General features: G+C 66.7%; 17 protein-coding genes. 12 read left to right on the top strand and 5 right to left on the bottom strand.

The genetic code is table 11. The annotated features are described in order from the left end of the window. Positions 1 to 10: 10 nt before the first annotated feature. A complete protein-coding gene (locus tag LT974_RS03085) occupies positions 11 to 199 on the top strand; it encodes a hypothetical protein (protein WP_232589198.1) in 189 nt (62 codons plus the stop codon). Here the strand turns inward: LT974_RS03085 and LT974_RS03080 are convergent, their stop codons facing one another. Further along, the gene (locus tag LT974_RS03080) at positions 200 to 2,263 is read right to left on the bottom strand and encodes an AMP-binding protein (protein ID WP_232589197.1); all 2,064 of its coding nucleotides are present in this window, start codon (positions 2,261 to 2,263) and stop codon (positions 200 to 202) included. A gap of 135 nt (positions 2,264 to 2,398) precedes the next feature. Here LT974_RS03080 and LT974_RS03075 point away from each other — a divergent pair, with 135 nt between their 5' ends. From LT974_RS03075 to mce, 5 genes are all read left to right on the top strand, one after another. Continuing rightward, positions 2,399 to 3,580, top strand: a complete 1,182-nt coding sequence (locus LT974_RS03075) for a LolA family protein (protein WP_232589196.1) — start codon at positions 2,399 to 2,401, stop codon at positions 3,578 to 3,580. Positions 3,581 to 3,627: 47 nt separating this feature from the next. Beyond that, positions 3,628 to 4,206, top strand: coding sequence for a GNAT family N-acetyltransferase (locus tag LT974_RS03070; RefSeq protein ID WP_232589195.1), 579 nt, complete (start codon positions 3,628 to 3,630; stop codon positions 4,204 to 4,206). A 54-nt stretch (positions 4,207 to 4,260) separates the two neighbouring features. Beyond that, complete coding sequence (locus tag LT974_RS03065) at positions 4,261 to 5,946, top strand: acyl-CoA mutase large subunit family protein (protein WP_232589194.1); 1,686 nt, start codon at positions 4,261 to 4,263, stop codon at positions 5,944 to 5,946. 107 nt (positions 5,947 to 6,053) lie between these two features. Then, a complete protein-coding gene (locus tag LT974_RS03060; RefSeq protein WP_232589193.1) occupies positions 6,054 to 7,010 on the top strand; it encodes an oxidoreductase in 957 nt (318 codons plus the stop codon). 55 nt (positions 7,011 to 7,065) lie between these two features. Next, positions 7,066 to 7,455, top strand: coding sequence for a methylmalonyl-CoA epimerase (gene mce / locus LT974_RS03055; RefSeq protein ID WP_232589192.1), 390 nt, complete (start codon positions 7,066 to 7,068; stop codon positions 7,453 to 7,455). Here the strand turns inward: mce and LT974_RS03050 are convergent. Together LT974_RS03050 and LT974_RS03045 are read right to left on the bottom strand one after the other, a co-directional pair. Continuing rightward, positions 7,452 to 7,970, bottom strand: coding sequence for an NUDIX hydrolase (locus LT974_RS03050; protein WP_232589191.1), 519 nt, complete (start codon positions 7,968 to 7,970; stop codon positions 7,452 to 7,454). The two genes, mce and LT974_RS03050, sit on opposite strands and share 4 nt — an antisense overlap. An 88-nt stretch (positions 7,971 to 8,058) precedes the next feature. After that, on the bottom strand, positions 8,059 to 8,700 hold the full coding sequence (locus LT974_RS03045) for an FAD-dependent oxidoreductase (RefSeq protein ID WP_232589190.1): 642 nt from the start codon (positions 8,698 to 8,700) through the stop codon (positions 8,059 to 8,061). Between the two features lie 274 nt (positions 8,701 to 8,974). Here LT974_RS03045 and LT974_RS03040 point away from each other — a divergent pair, with 274 nt between their 5' ends. The 4 genes from LT974_RS03040 (at position 8,975) to LT974_RS03025 (ending at position 14,251) form a co-directional block, all read left to right on the top strand. After that, positions 8,975 to 10,717, top strand: a complete 1,743-nt coding sequence (locus tag LT974_RS03040; RefSeq protein WP_232589189.1) for a 2-oxoacid:acceptor oxidoreductase subunit alpha — start codon at positions 8,975 to 8,977, stop codon at positions 10,715 to 10,717. Between the two features lie 3 nt (positions 10,718 to 10,720). Then, on the top strand, positions 10,721 to 11,590 hold the full coding sequence (locus tag LT974_RS03035; protein WP_232589188.1) for a 2-oxoacid:ferredoxin oxidoreductase subunit beta: 870 nt from the start codon (positions 10,721 to 10,723) through the stop codon (positions 11,588 to 11,590). Between the two features lie 533 nt (positions 11,591 to 12,123). Then, positions 12,124 to 13,362: a digeranylgeranylglycerophospholipid reductase gene (locus LT974_RS03030; RefSeq protein ID WP_232589187.1), complete on the top strand. Its 1,239-nt coding sequence runs from the start codon at positions 12,124 to 12,126 to the stop codon at positions 13,360 to 13,362. 61 nt (positions 13,363 to 13,423) lie between these two features. After that, a complete protein-coding gene (locus tag LT974_RS03025) occupies positions 13,424 to 14,251 on the top strand; it encodes an aldo/keto reductase (protein WP_232589186.1) in 828 nt (275 codons plus the stop codon). A 288-nt stretch (positions 14,252 to 14,539) separates the two neighbouring features. Here the strand turns inward: LT974_RS03025 and LT974_RS03020 are convergent, their stop codons facing one another. Next, positions 14,540 to 15,511: a phosphoadenosine phosphosulfate reductase family protein gene (locus tag LT974_RS03020; protein WP_232589185.1), complete on the bottom strand. Its 972-nt coding sequence runs from the start codon at positions 15,509 to 15,511 to the stop codon at positions 14,540 to 14,542. Between the two features lie 103 nt (positions 15,512 to 15,614). Further along, positions 15,615 to 16,619 carry a phosphate signaling complex PhoU family protein gene (locus LT974_RS03015; RefSeq protein WP_232589184.1) on the bottom strand — a complete coding sequence of 335 codons (1,005 nt, stop codon included), beginning with the start codon at positions 16,617 to 16,619 and terminating at the stop codon, positions 15,615 to 15,617. Between the two features lie 225 nt (positions 16,620 to 16,844). On the opposite strand from LT974_RS03015, the gene LT974_RS03010 reads away from it, so the two are divergent. Together LT974_RS03010 and pstC are read left to right on the top strand one after the other, a co-directional pair. Beyond that, entirely contained in the window at positions 16,845 to 17,858 is a 1,014-nt protein-coding gene (locus LT974_RS03010; RefSeq protein ID WP_232589183.1) for a PstS family phosphate ABC transporter substrate-binding protein, read from the top strand. A 55-nt stretch (positions 17,859 to 17,913) separates the two neighbouring features. Beyond that, positions 17,914 to 18,873, top strand: coding sequence for a phosphate ABC transporter permease subunit PstC (gene pstC / locus LT974_RS03005; protein WP_232589182.1), 960 nt, complete (start codon positions 17,914 to 17,916; stop codon positions 18,871 to 18,873). The last annotated feature ends 1 nt before the right edge of the window (position 18,874 follow it).

Here is an 18,874-nt window from a genome sequence, read left to right as displayed (position 1 = left end):
GGTGCCGGCAGTGACCGCGACGACCGCGCGCTGCCTGATTCGGGAGCTCGACGAGCTGTTCGTCGAAGCGGTCGTCGACCCCGACGGGGGCCGCGTCTACCGGCCGTTCGGCCGCGAGGTCGAACCAGACGAGTCCCCCGAGGACTTCGAGAAGTACGGGGAGATGCTGCGCCCCACGGGGCTGCTGGCCGACCTCTGACTACTGCGCGTTCTCGATTGCGTCGATGGCGTCTGGATTCTCGATGCTGGAGAGGTCGCCGACGTCCTCGCCGGTGTACGCGCCTTCGATGGCGCGGCGGACGATTTTCCCGGACTGGGTCTGCGGGAACTCGTCGACGAACAGCACCTCGCGCGGGCGGAACGGCTTGCCGAGTTCGGTACCGACCTGCTCGCGGAGTTCCGTCCGGAGGTCATCGCTGGGTTCGACGTCGTCCTCCAGAATCACGTACGCGACGACGGCCTCACCCGTAGTGTCGTCGGGGACGCCGACCGCGGCGGCCTGGTTGACGGCGTCGTGGTCGATGAGCGCGCCCTCCACCTCGGCGGGGCCGACCTTCCGGCCGGCGACGTTGATGGCGTCGTCCGCGCGGCCGTGCAGGAACCAGAAGCCGTCCTCGTCGACCTGCGCCCAGTCGCCGTGGTTCCAGACGTCCTCGAAGCGCGACCAGTACTCCTCGAGGTAGCGCTCGTCGCCGCTCCACAGACTCTTCGTCATCGCGGGGTTCGAGGACCGCGCGACCAGGTAGCCGCGCTCGTGGGCGTCCTTGATGGAGTTGCCGTCCTCGTCGACGACGTCGATGTCCATGCCGAGGCCCGGGCCGCCGAGCGTGCAGGGTTTGAGGGGCTGGATGGGCATCGGCATGAGGAAGCAGCCGAACACCTCGGTGCCGCCGGAGATGTTGATGATGGGCGTGTCGCCGCCGCCGACGTGCTCGTAGAACCACTCCCAGCTCTCGGGGTCCCACGGCTCGCCCGTCGAACCCAGCAGGCGCAGGCTGGAGAGGTCGTGGCCGTCGAGCCACTCGTCGTCTCCGGAACCCTCGGTTCCGGATGGCTCGTCAGACGCAGTCTGACGGCTGCCGTATTTCCGGAGCGCCCGAATCGCGGTCGGCGAGATGCCGAACTGGGTGACGCCGTGGCGGTCGATGAGGTCCCAGAAGCGGTCGGGTTCGGGGTGGTCGGGCGCGCCCTCGTACATCACGATGGTGCCGCCGAACGCGTGGTTGCCGACGAGCGTCCACGGCCCCATCATCCAGCCGATGTCGCTCACCCAGAAGAAGCGATCGCCGGGTTTCTGGTCGAAGCCGAAGTGAATCTCCTTGGCGGGCTGGACGAGCGTGCCCGCGTGCGTGTGGACGATACCCTTCGGCTTCCCCGTCGTGCCCGACGAGTACAGGAGCATACAGGGGTCGCTGGCGTCCATCGCGCGCGTCTCGAAGTCGTCGGCCTGCGTCGCGACGGCGTCGCCCCACCACTCGTCGCGGTCGTCGTTCCACGGGATGTCTGCCCCTAATCGGTCGTAGACGATGGTGTGTTCGACGTGGCCGGCCTGCTCGATGGCCTCGTTGGCGGTCGCCTTGAGCGTGATTTCGTCGCCGCGGCGGTAGAAGCCGTCGCCCGTGAACAGCACCGAGCACTCCGCGTCCGCGATGCGAGTGGCGGTGGCGTCGACGCCGAACCCGGAGAAGATGGGGACGGCGATGGCGCCGACCTTGAAGACGCCGTAGAGGATGCTCTGGACCTCCGGCACCATCGGCATGTAGAGCCCGACCGTGTCGCCCTCGCCGATGCCGCGCTCGGTCAGCGCGTTCGCGACCTGGTTGGCCTGCCGGTGGAGGTCGTGGTAGGTCTGCTGGCGGACCTCGCCGTCCTCGCCCTCCCAGATGCAGGCGACGTGGTTGCGGGTGCCCGAGTCGACGCCGGCGTGGCGGTCGACGGTGTTGTGCGCGACGTTGAGTTTCGCGCCCGGATACCACTCCGTGAACTGTGGGCCGCCACGGCTCGCGGCTGCGCCGCTCGCTCCGTCCGGGGCGCGTCGCGCCCCGCTCTCGTCCCGGACCTCGTCGAAGTCCTCGTAGAACTCCAGCCCGAGGTAGCCGGGGAGCTCCCCCCAGAACCAGTCGAGGTCCGAGGTGGTGCGCTCGACGAGTTCGTCGTAGTCCGCGATGGCGTACGTCTGCATGAACTGCCAGACGTTCGTGGACTCGACGAACTCGTCGTCGGGTCGGTGGACAATCTCGTCCACTTCGTCGAGCGTATCCATACGTGGCAACTCTTGCGTTCCCGTCAAAGGTGTTTCGCAGTCCCCGGCGCGCGGGCTGACGCCGGGAGCGCGGAACTGTGGCCGCGCGCGCATCAAAAGCGTTATTAAAATATCTACCGTCCGTTGGGTTAATAAATGAGGCCGAGCGGCCCCTCCACCGACCGCGGGGGCGTCACCACGATCGTAGTAGTCGCCGCCGTCGCCGCCGTACTCGTCGCCGGCGCGCTGTGGCTGGTCGCCGCGCCCGGAGCGACCAGCCAGCCGATCGGCGCGGACGCCAGCGAGCAGTACGCCAGCATCGACGGCGTCACTGCGACGGAGACGACGGTCGTCGAGCGTGGGAGCCGCACGAGCCGAACGGTCGCCGAGGTGGCGCTCCGGCCCGGGACAGACCAACGCCGCGAGGTGGTCGTGAACGAGAGCGAGCGCTACGAGGTGACGGTGTCGAACGGGTCGACGATGTGGTTCTACGACGGCGACACGAACCGCGCGAAGCGCGTACCCCTCTCGCCGACGCCGAACGACGCGGCCAGTCGCGCCGACCGCATCGAGCGGCTGTTCACTGCGCTGAACGTCACGCAGAGCGACGAGTCCACGAGCGCGTCCGGACCGGAAGTCGCGCCGCTGCCCGTCGTCCCGGACGCCGCCAGCAAGCCGAACGCGTCCACCGACACGGCGCTCGGCGTCGAGTACGAAGGCACGACGACAGTCGGCAACCGCGAGGCGTACGTCCTCCACGTCTCGCCGCAAGCCGACGGCGCGGCCTACGAGCAGACGCTGCTGGTGGACACCCAGCGGTTCTTGGTGCTCGAACAGCGCACCGAGCGGGTCGACGACGGGACGCCGGTCTCCGTGCGCACGACGTACACGAACGTCTCCTTCGACCCCGGGCTGAGCGCGGACGCGTTCACGTTCGAGCCACCCGCGAACGCGACCGTCGAACACGTCGACACGCCGGAGACGACGACCTACGAGAGCGCGGCGGCGCTCCGCGAGTCGACGAACGTCTCCGTACCCTCCCCGGAACTCCCGGCGTCGTTCCGGCCGACGTACACCTCCGAGACGACCGGCGACGTGCACGGCGTCGGCCTCCGGTACGTCAACGAGACCGGGCGCATCACGGTCGCGAAGTACGACCGGACGTTCCCCGCGGACGGCGACCGCACGGTTTCGGTGGGCGACCACGAGGCCGCGGTGACGTACGGCCCCACGGCGTCGGTGTCGTGGAACTGCGAGGAGTACCGGTACACGGTCCGCGGGCAGGACGTGCCCGCGTCGGTGCTCGTGGAGGTCGCGCGCTCGGTCGGCTGCGAGTGACCGACGGCCCCGCAAACGCTTTTCCGAGGGGCGTCCAAGGGAGGAGTATGTACGCCCGCGACGCGAAGAAACACGAGGAGGTGTGGTTGCTCGACCGCCTCGACGAGTTCGGGTTCGAGGACCCGGCGTTCCGCTCGCGGGACTACGTGCTCGCCATCGACGAGGAAACCAACGAGCGCGCGGGGTTCGCGCGCCTCCGCGTGCACGCCGTCGACGACGAGCAGGTCTGCGAGTTCACGAACATCGGCGTGCTGGCGGACTGGCGCAGCCGCGGCGTGGGCGCACACCTCCTCGAACACCTCGTCGAGGACGCCCGCGACCAGGGGTTCGAGGCGGCGTACGCGCTCACCGACGAACCCGAGTACCTCGCGCAGTTCGGCTTCGAGCGCGTGCCGCCGAGCGAGCTCCCGGAGCCGCTGCCGGACCGCCTCGACGCCACGCAGGCGTACCAGCCCGACGCGGTGCCGGTGTTCCTCGACTTCGCAGCGTTCGAGATTCCCGAGCGACTCCGCGAGCGCTTCGCGGAAAGCGAGGCCGGCGACGAGGAGAGCGAACCCGAGGAAGCCGCCGAGGACTTCGGCATCGACTCGGACTCGGCGACGTACAAGTACGACACGGGCGGGTGACGGAGGGATTCGGGGAGCGCACGAACTAAGGCGCAGTCCCACCTCGCTCCGACTATGTTCGACGACGAGGACCTCGCGGCGATTCGCGAGTCCCGCGAGGAGTGGGAGGATGACTCCCTCTCGCCGACCCTCGACCGGTTCGGGGAGCGCAAGGACGAGTTCCGGACGGACACCGGCGGCCAGTCCGTCGACCCGCTCTACACGCCCGCGGACGTCGCGGACCTCGACTACGAGGAGGACCTCGGATTCCCGGGCGAGGACCCGTACACGCGCGGCGTCTATCCGACGATGTACCGGGGGCGGCTGTGGACGATGCGCCAGTATGCGGGCTTCGGGACACCCGAGGAGACCAACGAGCGCTTCCATTACCTCCTCGACCAGGGCCAGACCGGGCTGTCGATGGCGTTCGACCTCCCGACGCAGATGGGCTACGACTCCGACGCCACCATGGCCCAAGGCGAAGTCGGGAAGTCCGGCGTCGCCATCGACACGCTCCGGGACTTCGAGAAGGTCTTCGACGGCATCCCGCTGGACGAGGTGTCGACGTCGATGACCATCAACGCGCCCGCCAGCGTCCTGCTGGCGATGTACATCGCGGTCGGCGACCAGCAGGGCGTCGACCGGGAGGAGCTCCGGGGAACCATCCAGAACGACATCCTCAAGGAGTACATCGCGCGGAACACGTACATCTTCCCGCCGGAACCCTCGATGCGCGTCATCACGGACATCTTCGAGTACTGCGCAGCGGAGACGCCGAAGTTCAACACCATCTCCATCTCCGGCTACCACATCCGCGAAGCGGGCGCGACCGCGGCGCAAGAAATCGCGTTCACGCTCGGCGACGGCATCGAATACGTCGAGACGGCCCTGGACGCGGGCTTGGATGTCGACGAGTTCGCGCCCCAACTCTCGTTTTTCTTCAACGCTCACAACAACATCTTCGAGGAGGTCGCGAAGTTCCGTGCCGCGCGCCGCATGTGGGCGTCGATTATGGAGGAACGCTTCGACGCCGAGAATTCCAAGTCGAAGCAGTTGAAGTTCCACACGCAGACCGCGGGGTCGACGCTCACCGCCCAGCAGATAGACAACAACATCGTGCGCGTCGGCTACCAAGCACTGGCAGCCGTGCTCGGCGGGACGCAGAGCCTCCACACGAACGGGAAAGACGAGGCGCTCTCGATTCCCACCGAGGAATCTGTGCGGACCGCGCTACGGACCCAGCAGATTCTCGCCCACGAGTCCGGCGCGGCGGACACTATCGACCCGCTGGCGGGGAGTTACTACGTCGAGAACCTCACCGACGAGGTCGAAACGGAGGCACGCGAGATTCTCGACGACGTGGACTCACGCGGCGGGATGCGGCAGGCCGTCGAGGACCAGTGGGTGCAGCGCCAGATTCAGGACGTGGCGTTCGAGCGCCAGCAAGAGATAGAGGAGAAGGAGCGCGTCATCGTCGGCGTCAACGAATTCGAGGTCGAGGAGGACGAACCCGAGGTCGACATCGAGGAAGTCACCGCGGAAGACGAGCGGCAGAAAGTCGAGCAGGTCGAGTCCGTCAAGGACGACCGCGACGAGGAGGCCGTCGAGGCCGCGCTCGCCGACTTGAAAGACGCTGCCGAGGGCGACGAGAACGTGATGCCGTACATCGTGGACGCGGTGAAGGCGTACGCCAGCGTCGGCGAAATCTGTAACGCGCTCCGGGACGTGTTCGGCGAGCACCAGCCCGGCGCTGCGCTGTAGGGACGCGGCCGGCGTCGCCGCGACGCCCCGTATTATCCCAACGCTCGGGAATCCTCGCCCTTCAGGGCGGGGAGGATGTCAAGGGGCTCCCGCCCGGAGTTGAATACATGTTCAACGACAGCGGCTGGACCGCCGACGAGCTGCCCGACCAGTCCGGGCGGAACGTCGTCGTGACGGGCGCGAACAGCGGCATCGGCTACGAGGCGACAGAAGCGTTCGCGGCACACGGCGCGCACGTCGTGCTGGCCGTCCGGAGCGTCGACCGTGGCGAGGACGCCAAATGGGAAATCGAGGGCGAGTACCCGGGCGCGTCACTGACCGTCCACGAACTCGACCTCGCGGACCTCGACTCCGTGGCGGCGTTCGCCGACTGGTACGAGACGACCTACGACTCGCTTTCCGTGCTCGCGAACAACGCGGGCGTGATGGCGATTCCGCGCTCGGAGACCGCGGACGGCTTCGAGACGCAGTTCGGCGTCAACCACCTCGGGCACTTCGCGCTCATCGGCCACTTGCTGGGCGTTCTGCAGCGGACGAGCGGTCAGGCGCGCGTCGTCACGCAGTCCAGTATGGCTCACGAGAGCGGGGAAATCGACTTCGACGACCTCCAGCACGAGGAGGAGTACGACAAGTGGGAGGCGTACGGCCAGTCGAAACTCGCGAACGTGCTGTTCGCGTACGAACTCGACCGCCGGCTGCGCGCCGCGAACGCGAGCGTCACCAGCGTCGCCTGCCACCCCGGGTTCGCCGCGACGAACCTCCAACTGCGCGGCCCCGAAGCCGAGGGGTCGCGGCTGCGCCTGCTCGCGATGAAAGCCGCCAACGCCGTCGTCGCACAGAGCGCCGAAGCGGGCGCGTGGCCACTCCTGTACGCTGCCACGCACCCGTCCATCGACGGTGGCGAGTACGTCGGCCCCGGTGGTTTGTTGAATATGCGCGGCCACCCCGAGGAGCAGCAGTCCAGCGAGCGCTCGCAGGACGAGGCGACCGCGCGCCGGCTCTGGTCGGTCTCCGAGGACCTCACCGGCGCCTCCGTCGACCTGCCCGCGCCGGGCGACGACTGACGCGGCCCGAGCGCGCGCCGGAGCCTTGATGGTGGGTCGCCGGCCACCTCCCCGCATGCACGTCGACCACATCGGTGTCGCCACCGACGACGCCGACGGCCTCGCGGCGCTGTACGAGACGCTCTTCGACGCGCCCGCCGTCCACGAAGAAACGCTCGACGGCCTCCGAGTCGTCTTCCTCGAACTCGACGAGAACAGCTACTTCGAACTACTCGAACCGGTCGACGCAGACACCGACATCGGCGCGTACCTCGACCGCGAGGGACCGGGCATCCACCACGTCGCGCTCGCGACGGATGACATCGACGCCGCGCTCGCCACGGCACGCGAGGCGGGCGTCGGCCTCATCGACGAGGAACCACGAGAGGGTGCGTGGGGCCACGAAATTGCGTTCCTCCACCCCAGCGACACGGGCGGCGCGCTCGTGGAGTTCGTCCAGCACTAATCGGAGAGAATCGCGCTGACGTGCGGGCCGACGGCGTCCGGCGGGTCCGCGGCGTCGAACCACCGCGCCTCCAGAACGTCCTCGGACAGCGAGAGCTCCGCGTCGCTGGTTTCGCCCTCGAAGAACACCCACAGGCCGGTGACGCCGTCCCCGCCCTCCACGAGCGCGAACGACTGCTCGATGACGCGCGCGACGCCCGTCAGCGTGCACGTCGAACCGACGTCGTCGTGCACGCGGAACTTCGCCGTGTCCGCGGGGGACTCGCCGCGCTCCGTCGACCCCCCGGGGAAGTCCCACGCTTCGGGGTGGTCGTGGTAGCGCACGAGCAACACCTCGTCGTCGTGGCGGAGGACGACCCGCGCGCCGCCCAGCGACCCCGCTTCGGCCGCTTGCAGGCAGTCAGTGTAGACGGCACGCGGGACGACCGTCTCCTCCTCGACGACGTCGAACGTCCCGTAGTCTCGTTCGAGGGCGGCGAGCCGTCGCCGAACCCCGTCCCAACCACTAGACGACACGGGACCACCAAAGGAATCCTCGGGTTTAGTTCGTTTGGCTTCGAGAGACGCCTACAGTCCCGTCCGCGGGACTATCAACGCCCGGACGCTACGGCGCGGGCCCGAAGCTCTCGACTTTTGCGGCGTCGACATCGAACCCGGCGGCGTCGAGCGCGTCCACGGCCTCCTCGCAGAACCCCGCGAACCCGTAGACGAACGGCACGGCGTCCGCGGACCCGGTGAGCGACTGGACCGCGGCCGCGACGCCGTCAGAGACGAAGACGACGCGCGCGCCGGCGTTCGCGAGCGCTGCGAGGCGGTCCTCGTGGACGGGTTCGTCGTCCTGGTAGACGACGGTGACGTCCGCGCCGTCGGCGAGCGCGCGCTCGCCCACCGCGACCGCCGGCCCGACGCCCGGCCCGCCCGCGAGCACGACGACGCTATCCTCGCCTTCGTAGTAGTCGTCGCCGAACGGTCCCGAGAAGACGACCTCGTCACCGGAGTCGCGGGACGCCAGCCACGGCCCCAGCGTCCCCTCCGGGTCTACTTCGACCGTAATCTCGAACGTCTCCTCGACGTCCGGCGAGGAGAGCGTGTAGAAGCGCCCCTCGCGCTCGCCGTCGAACTCGCCGAACACCTGTACGAACTGGCCGGGCTCGGCCTCGAACCCCTCGGGGCTCTCGAACACCACGGCGACGGTGTCGGGGCCCGCGTCGCGGACCGCCCGGACCGAAACTGCTGTCTCGTCCATACGACGGGTTCGCGCCCGCGACCCAAATGGATTCGCTTCCCGGCCAGCCGACCCCGAGTGAGCTGTCATCACGGCACAACGACAACTCGGGAATCGGAATTTTGCGGTAGACACGCGGGCGCAACGCGCGCGTGTAACGGCTGTCCATTACGACCCCACAATCTATCATGGACGAATGCCCAATTATATCGGCTTCACGCCGAGAATCGGCTGTTTCGGAGGGGCGTACGGGTTCAGAAGGCTTTTTGCGAGGGGCACGGCTACCCCCACTCACATGCACGACGACCTGAACTGGGCCATCGGCGGCGAAGCCGGCGATGGAATCGCGTCCACCGGGAAAATTTTCGCGCAGGCGCTGTCCCGCGCGGGTCGCCACGTCTTCACCTCGAAGGACTTCGCGTCCCGAATCCGCGGCGGATACACCGCCTACAAGATTCGAACGTCCGTCGACGAGGTGCAGAGTGTCGTCGACCGACTCGACGTGCTCATCGCGCTCACCGAGCGCACCGTCGACGAGAACCTCGACGAACTCCACGAGGAGTCGGTCATCATCTTCGACGGTGACCGCACGGAGTTCTCGGATTTCGAGGCCCCCGACGACACCGTCGGCCTCGACATCCCCCTGAAGTCGCTGGCCGAGGACGCCGGCGGCGCCATCATGCGCAACATCGTCGCGCTCGGCGCCGTCTGCGCGGTCACCGACTTCCCCATCGAGAACCTCGACGAGTCCCTGGAGAAGCGCTTCGGGAACAAAGGCGAGAGCATCGTCGAGAACAACAAACAGGCCGCCCGGCTCGGCTACGAGTACGTCAACGACGAGTACGCCGACGTCGAGAACCCCTACGAGCTGGAGACCACCGACAACGACTACGTCCTGCTGAACGGCGACGAAGCCATCGGCATGGGCGCTATCGCCGCCGGCTGCCGGTTCTACGCCGGCTACCCCATCACGCCCGCGACGGACGTCATGGAGTACCTCACCGGCCGCATCGAACAGTTCGGCGGCCACGTCGTCCAGGCCGAGGACGAACTCTCCGCCATCAACATGGCGCTCGGCGCAGCCCGCGCCGGCGCTCGCGCGATGACCGCGACCTCCGGCCCCGGCATCGACCTGATGAGCGAGACGTTCGGCCTCGTCGCCACCAGCGAGACGCCGCTGGTCATCACGAACGTCATGCGCTCGGGCCCCTCCACGGGGATGCCCACGAAGCAGGAACAGGGCGACCTCAACATGATGCTGTACGGCGGCCACGGCGAAGTCCCGCGGTTCGTCCTCGCGCCCACGTCGGTCGCGGAGTGCTTCCACAAGACCGTCGAGGCGTTCAACCTCGCCGAGAAGTACCAGCTCCCCGTCTACCTCACGGCCGACCTCTCGATGGCCGTCACCGAGCGCACCTACGAGCCCGACGAGTTCGACATGGACGAGGTCGAAATCGACCGTGGGAAGCTCGTCGACGAGAACGAAATCTCCGCGTGGCAGAACGAGAAAGACCAGTTCAAGGCCCACGCCGTCACCGCCGACGGCATCAGCCCGCGCGCCGTCCCCGGCACCGAGGGCGGCGTCCACATGTCCACCGGCCTCGAGCACGACGAACTCGGCCGCCGGACCGAGGACACGGACGTGCGCGTCGAACAGGTCGACAAGCGCAACCGCAAAGTCGAGACCGCCGAGGAACGCGAGAACTTCGACTACCGCGAGTTCGGCGACGCCGACGCGGACAGCCTCGTCATCTCGTGGGGCTCCAACGAGGGCACCATCGTCGAAGCGCTCGACTACCTCGACGACCTCGACGTGCGCGTGCTCTCCGTCCCGTACATCTTCCCGCGGCCCGACCTCACCGACGACGTGCAGGCCGCCGACGACGTCGTCGTCATCGAAGCCAACGCCACCGGCCAGTTCGCGAACGTCGTCGAACACGACACCCTCGAACGCGTCGACCGAATCAACAAGTACGACGGCGTCGACTTCAAGGCTGACGAACTCGCCGACGAAATCAAGCAGACCCTGGAGGCCTAACTCATGAGCTCAGAGAACGTCCGATTCACCGACTTCAAGTCCGACAAACAGCCGACGTGGTGCCCGGGTTGCGGCGACTTCGGCACCATGAACGGCATGATGAAAGCGCTCGCGGAGACCGGCAACACGCCCGACGACACGTTCGTCGTCGCGGGCATCGGCTGCTCCGGCAAAATCGGGACGTACATGCGCTCGTACGCGCTCCACGGCGTCCACGGCCGCGCGCTCCCGGTCGGCACCGGCGCGAAGCTCGCCAACCCCGACCTCGAAGTGATGGTCGCGGGCGGCGACGGCGACGGCTACTCCATCGGCGTCGGCCACTTCATCCACGCCGTCCGCCGGAACGTCGACATCACGTACGTCGTGATGGACAACCGCATCTACGGCCTCACCAAGGGCCAGGCGTCCCCGACCAGCCGGCCCGACTTCGAGACCTCCACCACCCCGGAAGGCCCGAAGCAGCCGCCGGTCAACCCGCTCGCACTCGCGATGTCCGCCGGCGGGTCGTTCATCGCGCAGAGCTTCTCCTCCGACGCGCTGCGCCACACGGAAATCGTCAAGGAAGCCATCGAACACGACGGATTCAGCCTCGTCAACACGTTCAGCCCGTGCGTCACGTTCAACGACGTCGACACCTACGACTACTTCCGCGACAGTCTGGTGGACCTCTCCGAGGAAGACGACTACGACCGCCACGACTACGACCAAGCCAAGGACGCCATCCTCGACGCCGACAAGGAGTACATGGGCGTCCTCTACCAGGACGAGAACTCCACGCCGTACCACGAAGCCCACGGCGTCCACGAGAACATGGCCGAGCTTCCCGACGGCGCACCCGACGGCGCGACCGACCTCGTTCGGGAGTTCTATTAGGCCACTTTTTGCTGCACTCGCTCGGGCGCTAACGCGCCCTCGCTCGTTGGCAAAAACTTGGGGCAAAAGCACTCCTCCTTCCTGCCGCGCCCTCCGGGCGCGTTAGTCAGTCGTCGGCCTCCGCTCCCTCCGGTCGCGGAGTGAACCGCTCGCGCCTCGCGGCGCTCGCGGATGCTCGCTATCGAGAGAGTCGACAACTTCGTCGAACTGTGATTCATCGTCTCCGTCGGTTGACGACATTCAATAGACTCTGCTTCGCTCAAGCAGATTAAGGTACGCGTGTAAAGAGATACTACGGGATTACGTCGAGCAATTCGAAGTCGATCCACAGTATTCCGCCCTTTCGCGGGCGTCAGGAACGTTCCCGCGTGTTTTTTACCTGCGACGCGACTTACGTCGAGTAACAGTGACTGCGGACGCCGACGCGGCCGGCTACGGAGGCGGGCACTCGCCCGAGCGCCGACACTCACAGCCCGGCGTCCGTCCGACCACCGCGGCCCGAGCGCCGCACCTACACGCCGACCCTCTACGCCATGTCTGAGCACTACGACGTCGTCGTCGCCGGCGCTGGTCCGGCAGGAGCACAGTGCGCGCGAGACCTCGCCCAGCGGGACTACGACGTCCTCGTGCTGGAAGCCGAACCCGAGGACGGGTTCCCGCGCCAGTCGAACAAGTCCACGGCGGGCACGTTCGCGTCGATGACGGGCGCGTTCGGAATTCCCGACGACATCGTGATGCAGTACACCGACGAGGTCGTCCTCGAATCCCCGAACGAGTACTTCGTGCAGACCCAGCCCGGCGCAGTGCTGGAGTTCGCGGAGTTCAAGCAGTGGCTCGTCGCGGAGGGCCGCGAGCACGGCGCGGAGTACCGCTTCGACGCGCGCGTGAACAACCCCATCATGGAGGATGGGGACATCGTCGGCGTACAGTACGCCGGCGACGAGGAGGTCTACGCCGAGATTGTCGTCGACGCGACGGGGCCGGCAGCGCCGCTCGCGAAGAAGCTCGGCGTCTGCGACCTCCAGCGCCAACACCAGGCGGTCGGCATCGAGTGGGAGATGGAGGGCGTCGACGTCGACCACCCCGACTTCGCGGACCTGTCGAACGCGATGATGCTGCGTCTCGACCACGACGTCGTCCCCGGCGGCTACTCGTGGATTTTCCACACGGGCGAGGACACGGCGAAGGTCGGGCTCTGTTACATCCAGCACGAGCGCTACCAGCAGTACGGCGACACGACGCGGAGCATCGACGAACACCTCGAAGCGTGGCTGGACGAGGACCCGCGCTTCGAGAACGCCGAACGCATCGCGGACAAACAACAGCACCGCGGCTCCGCGCACATTCAGATGCCCGACGGCTTCAGTACGGACAACTTCATGGCCATCGGCGACACCGTCCCCACCATCGACCCGCTGTGGGGGGAGGGCATCCACAAGGGCATGGAGTCCGCGCGCGCCGCCGCCATCACCGCCGACCGCTGTCTGATGGGGACGGAGACGGACACGTCCGCGGACGCGATGTCGATTTACGACGACCTCTGGCGGAGCCGGGTCGCCCCCGACATGCGCCGCCGGCTCGCGATGACCCAACTCCTCTACCTCACGCCGAACGAGCGCTACGACCGGCTCATGGACGACCTCAACGCGATGGACGTGGAGACGCTCGGCGAAGCAAACGAGGGCGGGCTGCGCGGCATCTCGAAGCTCGTCCACCTCGACGACCTGCCGCTGCTCGCGCAGTTCGCGAAACAGCGCCTCGCCGAGCGGTAGGTCGGGGCAGTTCCTCGCCGCCTCCACAAGCACTAACCCCGCGGCGGCCGTCGATTCGACCATGTCTCAGAACGAGCAGCGACGCGCACCGCTGGCGAACGAGATGCCGATGCTCGGGCTCGGCACGTGGCAGAACGACGATTCAGAACAGTGCGCCGAGAGCGTCCGTACTGCCCTCGAAGCCGGCTACCGGCACATCGACACCGCGCAGGCGTACGGCAACGAGGAAGCCATCGGGCGCGGCATCGCGGAGGCCGACGTCCCCCGCGAGGACGTCTTCCTCGCGACGAAAGTCTGGATCGACAACCTCGGCCACGACGACGTCATCGAGACGACCGAGGAAAGCCTGGACAAGCTCGGCGTGGACGCCGTGGACCTCCTGTACGTCCACTGGCCGTCCCGCGAGTACGACGCCGAGGAGACGCTGTCGGCGTTCCAGCAGCTCCGTGAGGACGGACTCACCGACCGCATCGGCGTGAGCAACTTCGAACCCCGGCACCTCGACGAGGCCCGCGACGTGCTCGGGGAGGACCCGTTCGCGAATCAGGTCGAACTCCACCCGCTGCTCCCGCAGGAGGAACTCCGGGAGTACGCCGAGGGTCGCGACCTCGAAATCGTGGGGTACTCGCCGCTCGCGCGCGGCGACGTCTTCGACGTCCCCGAGATTCAGGACGTCGCGGAGAAACACGGCGTCAGCGAAGCGCAGGTCAGCCTCGCGTGGGTTCGCGAGAAGGGCGTCACCGCCATCCCGAAGGCCACCAGCGAGTCCCACATCGTGGACAACTTCGGGAGCCTCGCGGTCGACTTCGACGACGAGGATGTCGCGAAAATCGACGGCATCGAGGCGCGCGAGCGGCAGGTCGACCCCGGGTTCGCGCCGTGGAACTGACCTGATTGTGGCGGAATCGCCACCGGACGCGCCTTCGCTGAACCGAGAAGAGACGTAACAAGCATCCGCGAGCCGAGTGGTCTGAAAGACCCGAGGCGAGCGGTTCACCGCGCGAGTGAGCGGTGCGAGGCGCGAAGCGCCTCGTTCTGGGCGAACGGCGAGCAAAGCGAGCCGTGAGCAGCGAACGAGCGCGGGCCGACGACTGACCATCGGGAGCGAGGAGTGCTTTTGCCGCAAGTTTTTGCCAGTGAGGCGGCCGGAGGCCGCCGAGCGCAGCAAAAAGTGCGTTTACATGTACCCGAGGTCGCGCAGGCGCTCCATGAGGTCTTCTTTGTCCTGGGCGCGGCCTGCGCGCTCGGTAGTATTTTCGAGGTCCTGCAGCCAGGCGGGCTCGTCGGCGGATTTGTCGGTGGAGATTTCGCTGCCGAGCGAGCGGAAGCCCTTGAAGTACTTGGGGGAGACGGGGACGTCCTCGTGCGTGAGGCCGTTCGGGAGGTCGTCGTAGTCCTGTGGGACGTAGCCCTCGTCGGGGTAGTCTTCGACGGTCTCGGGGACGACGTAGAACCAGAAGGCGTCCCAGACGGCGGCTTCGTCGAACTGGAGAATCGGCTGGACGCGGTCGTGCGGCGGGTAGACGTCGGGGTCGTGGCGCGGGCTGAAGAACGTCTCGTCGGCGCGGGCTTCCTGTTCGTCCCAGCGGATGCCCGAGAGGATGCCGTCGACGTCGTGCTCTTCGAGGGCGTTGTTGAGCGCGACGGTCTTCAGGAGGTGGTTGCCGACGTAGGTGTCCAGCAGGAACGGGAACGAGTCCTCCTCGTATTCGAGGAGGTCGCGGACGTGGTGCTGGTTCTGTTCGTCGAGCGCGTCGATGGGGATGTCGTCGCCGGGTTCGAGGTCGTTCTCGTCGACGTAGTCGCCGACGTCCTCGTTGCGGGCGTAGACGACGTCGAGGTCCCACTCGTCGGCCCAGTGGTCGACGAAGTCGTGGAGTTCGTCGAAGTGCTGGAAGTGGTCGATGAAGATGGTCGGCGGCACTTCGAGATCGAACTGCTCGGCGACCTCCTTGACGAAGTACAGCGTGAGCGTGGAGTCCTTCCCGCCGGTCCACATGATGGCGGGGTTGTCGTACTCTTCGAGGCCCTTGCGCGTGACTTCGATTGCCTTCTCGATTTTGTCTTCGAGCGTGGGGTAGTCCTCGGGGGATTCGCCTTCACCGTCCGTGTAGTCGACGTCGAGGTAGTCGGGGAAGTCCTCGCTCATACGCTCGGAATCAACGCTGTCACGTATAGGTTTGTGGATATCGAGTGCCGGTGTCAGTAGTCACGGACGCCGGCAGAACTTACACGGTCCTGGCTGTACGGCGTCACGGGTCGGGCGTGGGCGCGGACTTCTGGAGCGCGGTCTCGGCGATGTTGCCGCCGTAGTCGGCGCTCCGCGAGAGGGAGTCGACGACGAGCCCGAGGTGCTGGGCGTGGTGGGGGTCGAGGTCGTGGAGGAGGTCGTCGATGGCGCGGGTGTGTTCGTCGATGGCGCGGACGTCCGCGCGGGCCGCGTTAGCGAGCTGGGTCGCTTCCTCCGGGTCGTCGGTAAACAGTGCCTCCATCGCGGTGCCGACGATGTCGGTGGCGTCGGCTTCGAGGTCCGCGAGCGCGCCCGCCACGTCGTCGGGGACGTCGGCGTCGAGTTCGTGGGTGACGTTGGCGATTTTCGCGGCGTGGTCGGCGACGCGTTCGAGCTGGCGGGCGCTGGAGTGGTAGTCGAAGGCGGTCTCCCGGCCGAGCCCGATCTCCTGGGCGACCTTCGGGGAGCGCAGCGCGCCGCGGAAGATGCGGGAGACGACGTACCAGAGGCGGTCGACGTCGTCGTCGCGCTCGATGACGTCGGTGGCGACGTCGAGGTCGCGGTTGCCGAGCGCGTCGACGGCGTCGCCGAGCATCGAGGTGGAGATGAGGTGCATGCGGCGGACGGCGTTGTGAATCGAGAGCTCCGAGGAGTCCAACAGGTCCTGGATGACGACGCGGTTGCCGGTCTCTTCGAGCACTTCGAGGCCGACGAGCCCCTGGGTGGCGTTGCGGATGACGCGTCGCTGGTCGGAGCTGATGCGGTCGGCTTCGAGCGCGAGCACGTCGAAGCCGCTGACGTACATCGTCATCACCGCGCGCATGAGCTCGTCGCCCTCCATCCCGGAGATGTCGAGTGTTCCCTCTTCGGTGTCGGCCGGCGTCACCGGCGTCAACAGCAGCGACCCGCTGTCGGGGTGGAAGCCGACTTCGTCGCCGGCTTCGACGTCGTGGTCTCGCGCCCAGTCTTTCGGAATCGAGACAGTGAACGTCGAGCCCCCGGTGACTTGGACCTTCCTGCGTTCCATACTTCGCCGTTGAGAGTGTACCAATATAAATCCTTCCAACCATATATATCTCATACACGTCAACAGGAGTGGTCCAGAAGTGGCGTTATGCCGGGTTATATCCATTCCTAGGCGGTTTTCCGATTGCCGAACGCGCCGCGAAGTACCCGTGGTAACGTCTGCATAGGTACACCTATATAGATAACATAGTAGAGTATTTATCTACATCTCCCTCACCAACAGTTGATGACTCGCAACGAGTCGGCTGTTCGTACGCGTCGCCAGTTCTTGACCGGTGTCGGTGCCGTCGGGGCCGCAGCGCTCGCCGGCTGTCAGAGCACCGGCGATAGCAACGGGTCGGATGACGGGCTCTCGGGCACCATCGACATCGCGGGGAGTTCGACGGTCTTCCCGCTCGCGACAGCGATGTCCGAGGCGTTCCTCGGCGACGACATCGGCGAACCCCACTCCCAGGTCGACTTCAACCTCCAGTCGACGGGCTCCGGTGGCGGCTTCGCGAACCACTTCTGTCCGGGCAACACCGACTTCAACAACGCCTCCCGCCAGATCCGGGAGCAGGAACAACAGCAGTGCGCCGACAACAACGTCGAACCCGTCGAGCTGACTGTCGCGACGGACGCGCTCACCGTCATCGTCAACAACGACCTCGACATCGACAGCATCACCGTCGAGGAGCTGGCGACCATCTGGTCCGCCGAGGAGCAGCCCGAGCTGTGGAGCGACGTCAACGCCGACTGGCCGGACGAACCCCTCGAACTGTACGGGCCGTCGGACGCCTCCGGCACCTACGACTACTTCATCGAGTCCGTCCTCCACAGCGGCGACCAGGAACGCAGCCACCGTCAAGACTACTCCGGCACCGAACAGGACCGGACCATCATCCAGGGCGTCGAAGGCTCCAAGTACGCGATGGGCTACATGGGGTACGCGTACTACTCCACCAACAAGGACCGGGTGAAAGCCCTCGCCATCGACAACGGCGACGGCGAGCCGGTCAAGCCGAGCCTCGAAACCGCTCGCTCCGGCGAGTACCAGCCGCTGTCGCGGCCGCTGTTCACGTACCCCGCGAAGTCCTCGCTGGCCGAGGAACACGTCGCGGAGTTCGCGCGCTTCTGGCTGGAGTACTCCACCAGCGAGGAAATCGTCGCCAACGACGTCGGCTACGTTCCCCTCAGCGAGGAAGCCAAACAGGAACAGCTCGACGTCCTCGAAACGGCCATCGAGGAAGCGCAGAGTTAACCGCCCACACGGCCGAACAAAGAGCTTATAGGTTCAGCATGACCGGAACAAATTAATGAGCGGCGACAGCCTGGCGGACGACCTCACTCGTCGGACCCAGAACGCGCCACCGGAGTTGCTCTCGCGGACGTTCTTCTTCGTGTGTGCCGCGCTCTCGATAGCCACGACCATCGGTCTCATCGTCCTCCTGACGACGGAGGCCGCGAAGTTCTTCACGTTCTCCGCGCAGTTGGTCGGCGTCGAGGGCGAGACTGCGACCCTCGTCGAGTTCCTCACCGGCACCGTGTGGCAACCAACCAGCGGACAGTTCGGCGTGCTCGCGCTCGTGACGGCGACGCTGATGGTGATGATCGGCTCCTCGGTCATCGCGTTGCCGCTCGGCGTCGGCACCGCAATCTACCTCAGCGAGTACGCCAGCCCGCGCGTGCGGTCAATACTCAAGCCCGGGCTGGAGATTCTGGCGGGCATCCCCACGGTCGTCTACGGCTTCTTCGCCATCATCTACATCACGCCGATGCTCCAGCCGTTCGTCCCCGGGCTGGGGACGTTCAACATGCTGTCCGCGTGTATCGTCGTCGGCATCATGATAATTCCGATGGTCGCGTCCATCAGCGAGGACGCGATGTCCGCCGTCCCCGAAGAACTCCGGCAGGCCGGCTACGGGATGGGCGCGACGAAGTTCGAGGTCTCGACGGACATCGTCGTCCCGTCGGCGCTCTCGGGCATCTTTTCGTCGTTCATCCTCGCGCTCTCGCGGGCCATCGGCGAGACGATGGCGGTCACCATCGCGGCCGGCTCGACCGCGCAGTTCCTCAACCCCTTCAACCCCGCCACGTACACCGAGCGCGCGCTTCCGATGACCGCCGCGATGATCAAACTCATCGGCGGGGACGTGACCGGCGGCGGCATCGCGTACCGGAGCGTGTTCGCCATCGGCATCACCCTCTTCGTCATCACGCTCGCCATGAACGTCATCAGCGACTACGTCGCACAGCGCTACCGGGAGGAGTACTGAG

The sequence above is a fragment of the Halobacterium noricense genome (genome assembly GCF_021233435.1).
GTDB lineage: Archaea > Halobacteriota > Halobacteria > Halobacteriales > Halobacteriaceae > Halobacterium > Halobacterium noricense.
The sequence above is the reverse complement of the archived record's forward strand: the minus strand, read 5'-3'. Positions and strand labels throughout refer to the sequence as shown.

What these genes read in the sequence shown, in the direction of transcription:
- LT974_RS03045 (WP_232589190.1), bottom strand. Translation starts at nt 8,700, where the DNA reads ATGGACGAGACAGCAGTTTCGGTCCGGGCGGTCCGCGACGCGGGCCCC.
- LT974_RS03020 (WP_232589185.1), bottom strand. Translation starts at nt 15,511, where the DNA reads ATGAGCGAGGACTTCCCCGACTACCTCGACGTCGACTACACGGACGGT.
- LT974_RS03070 (WP_232589195.1), top strand. Translation starts at nt 3,628, where the DNA reads ATGTACGCCCGCGACGCGAAGAAACACGAGGAGGTGTGGTTGCTCGAC.
- LT974_RS03035 (WP_232589188.1), top strand. Translation starts at nt 10,721, where the DNA reads ATGAGCTCAGAGAACGTCCGATTCACCGACTTCAAGTCCGACAAACAG.
- pstC (WP_232589182.1), top strand. Translation starts at nt 17,914, where the DNA reads ATGAGCGGCGACAGCCTGGCGGACGACCTCACTCGTCGGACCCAGAAC.
- LT974_RS03025 (WP_232589186.1), top strand. Translation starts at nt 13,424, where the DNA reads ATGTCTCAGAACGAGCAGCGACGCGCACCGCTGGCGAACGAGATGCCG.
- LT974_RS03080 (WP_232589197.1), bottom strand. Translation starts at nt 2,263, where the DNA reads ATGGATACGCTCGACGAAGTGGACGAGATTGTCCACCGACCCGACGAC.
- LT974_RS03030 (WP_232589187.1), top strand. Translation starts at nt 12,124, where the DNA reads ATGTCTGAGCACTACGACGTCGTCGTCGCCGGCGCTGGTCCGGCAGGA.
- LT974_RS03060 (WP_232589193.1), top strand. Translation starts at nt 6,054, where the DNA reads ATGTTCAACGACAGCGGCTGGACCGCCGACGAGCTGCCCGACCAGTCC.
- LT974_RS03015 (WP_232589184.1), bottom strand. Translation starts at nt 16,619, where the DNA reads ATGGAACGCAGGAAGGTCCAAGTCACCGGGGGCTCGACGTTCACTGTC.
- LT974_RS03065 (WP_232589194.1), top strand. Translation starts at nt 4,261, where the DNA reads ATGTTCGACGACGAGGACCTCGCGGCGATTCGCGAGTCCCGCGAGGAG.
- LT974_RS03040 (WP_232589189.1), top strand. Translation starts at nt 8,975, where the DNA reads ATGCACGACGACCTGAACTGGGCCATCGGCGGCGAAGCCGGCGATGGA.
- LT974_RS03075 (WP_232589196.1), top strand. Translation starts at nt 2,399, where the DNA reads ATGAGGCCGAGCGGCCCCTCCACCGACCGCGGGGGCGTCACCACGATC.
- LT974_RS03010 (WP_232589183.1), top strand. Translation starts at nt 16,845, where the DNA reads ATGACTCGCAACGAGTCGGCTGTTCGTACGCGTCGCCAGTTCTTGACC.
- mce (WP_232589192.1), top strand. Translation starts at nt 7,066, where the DNA reads ATGCACGTCGACCACATCGGTGTCGCCACCGACGACGCCGACGGCCTC.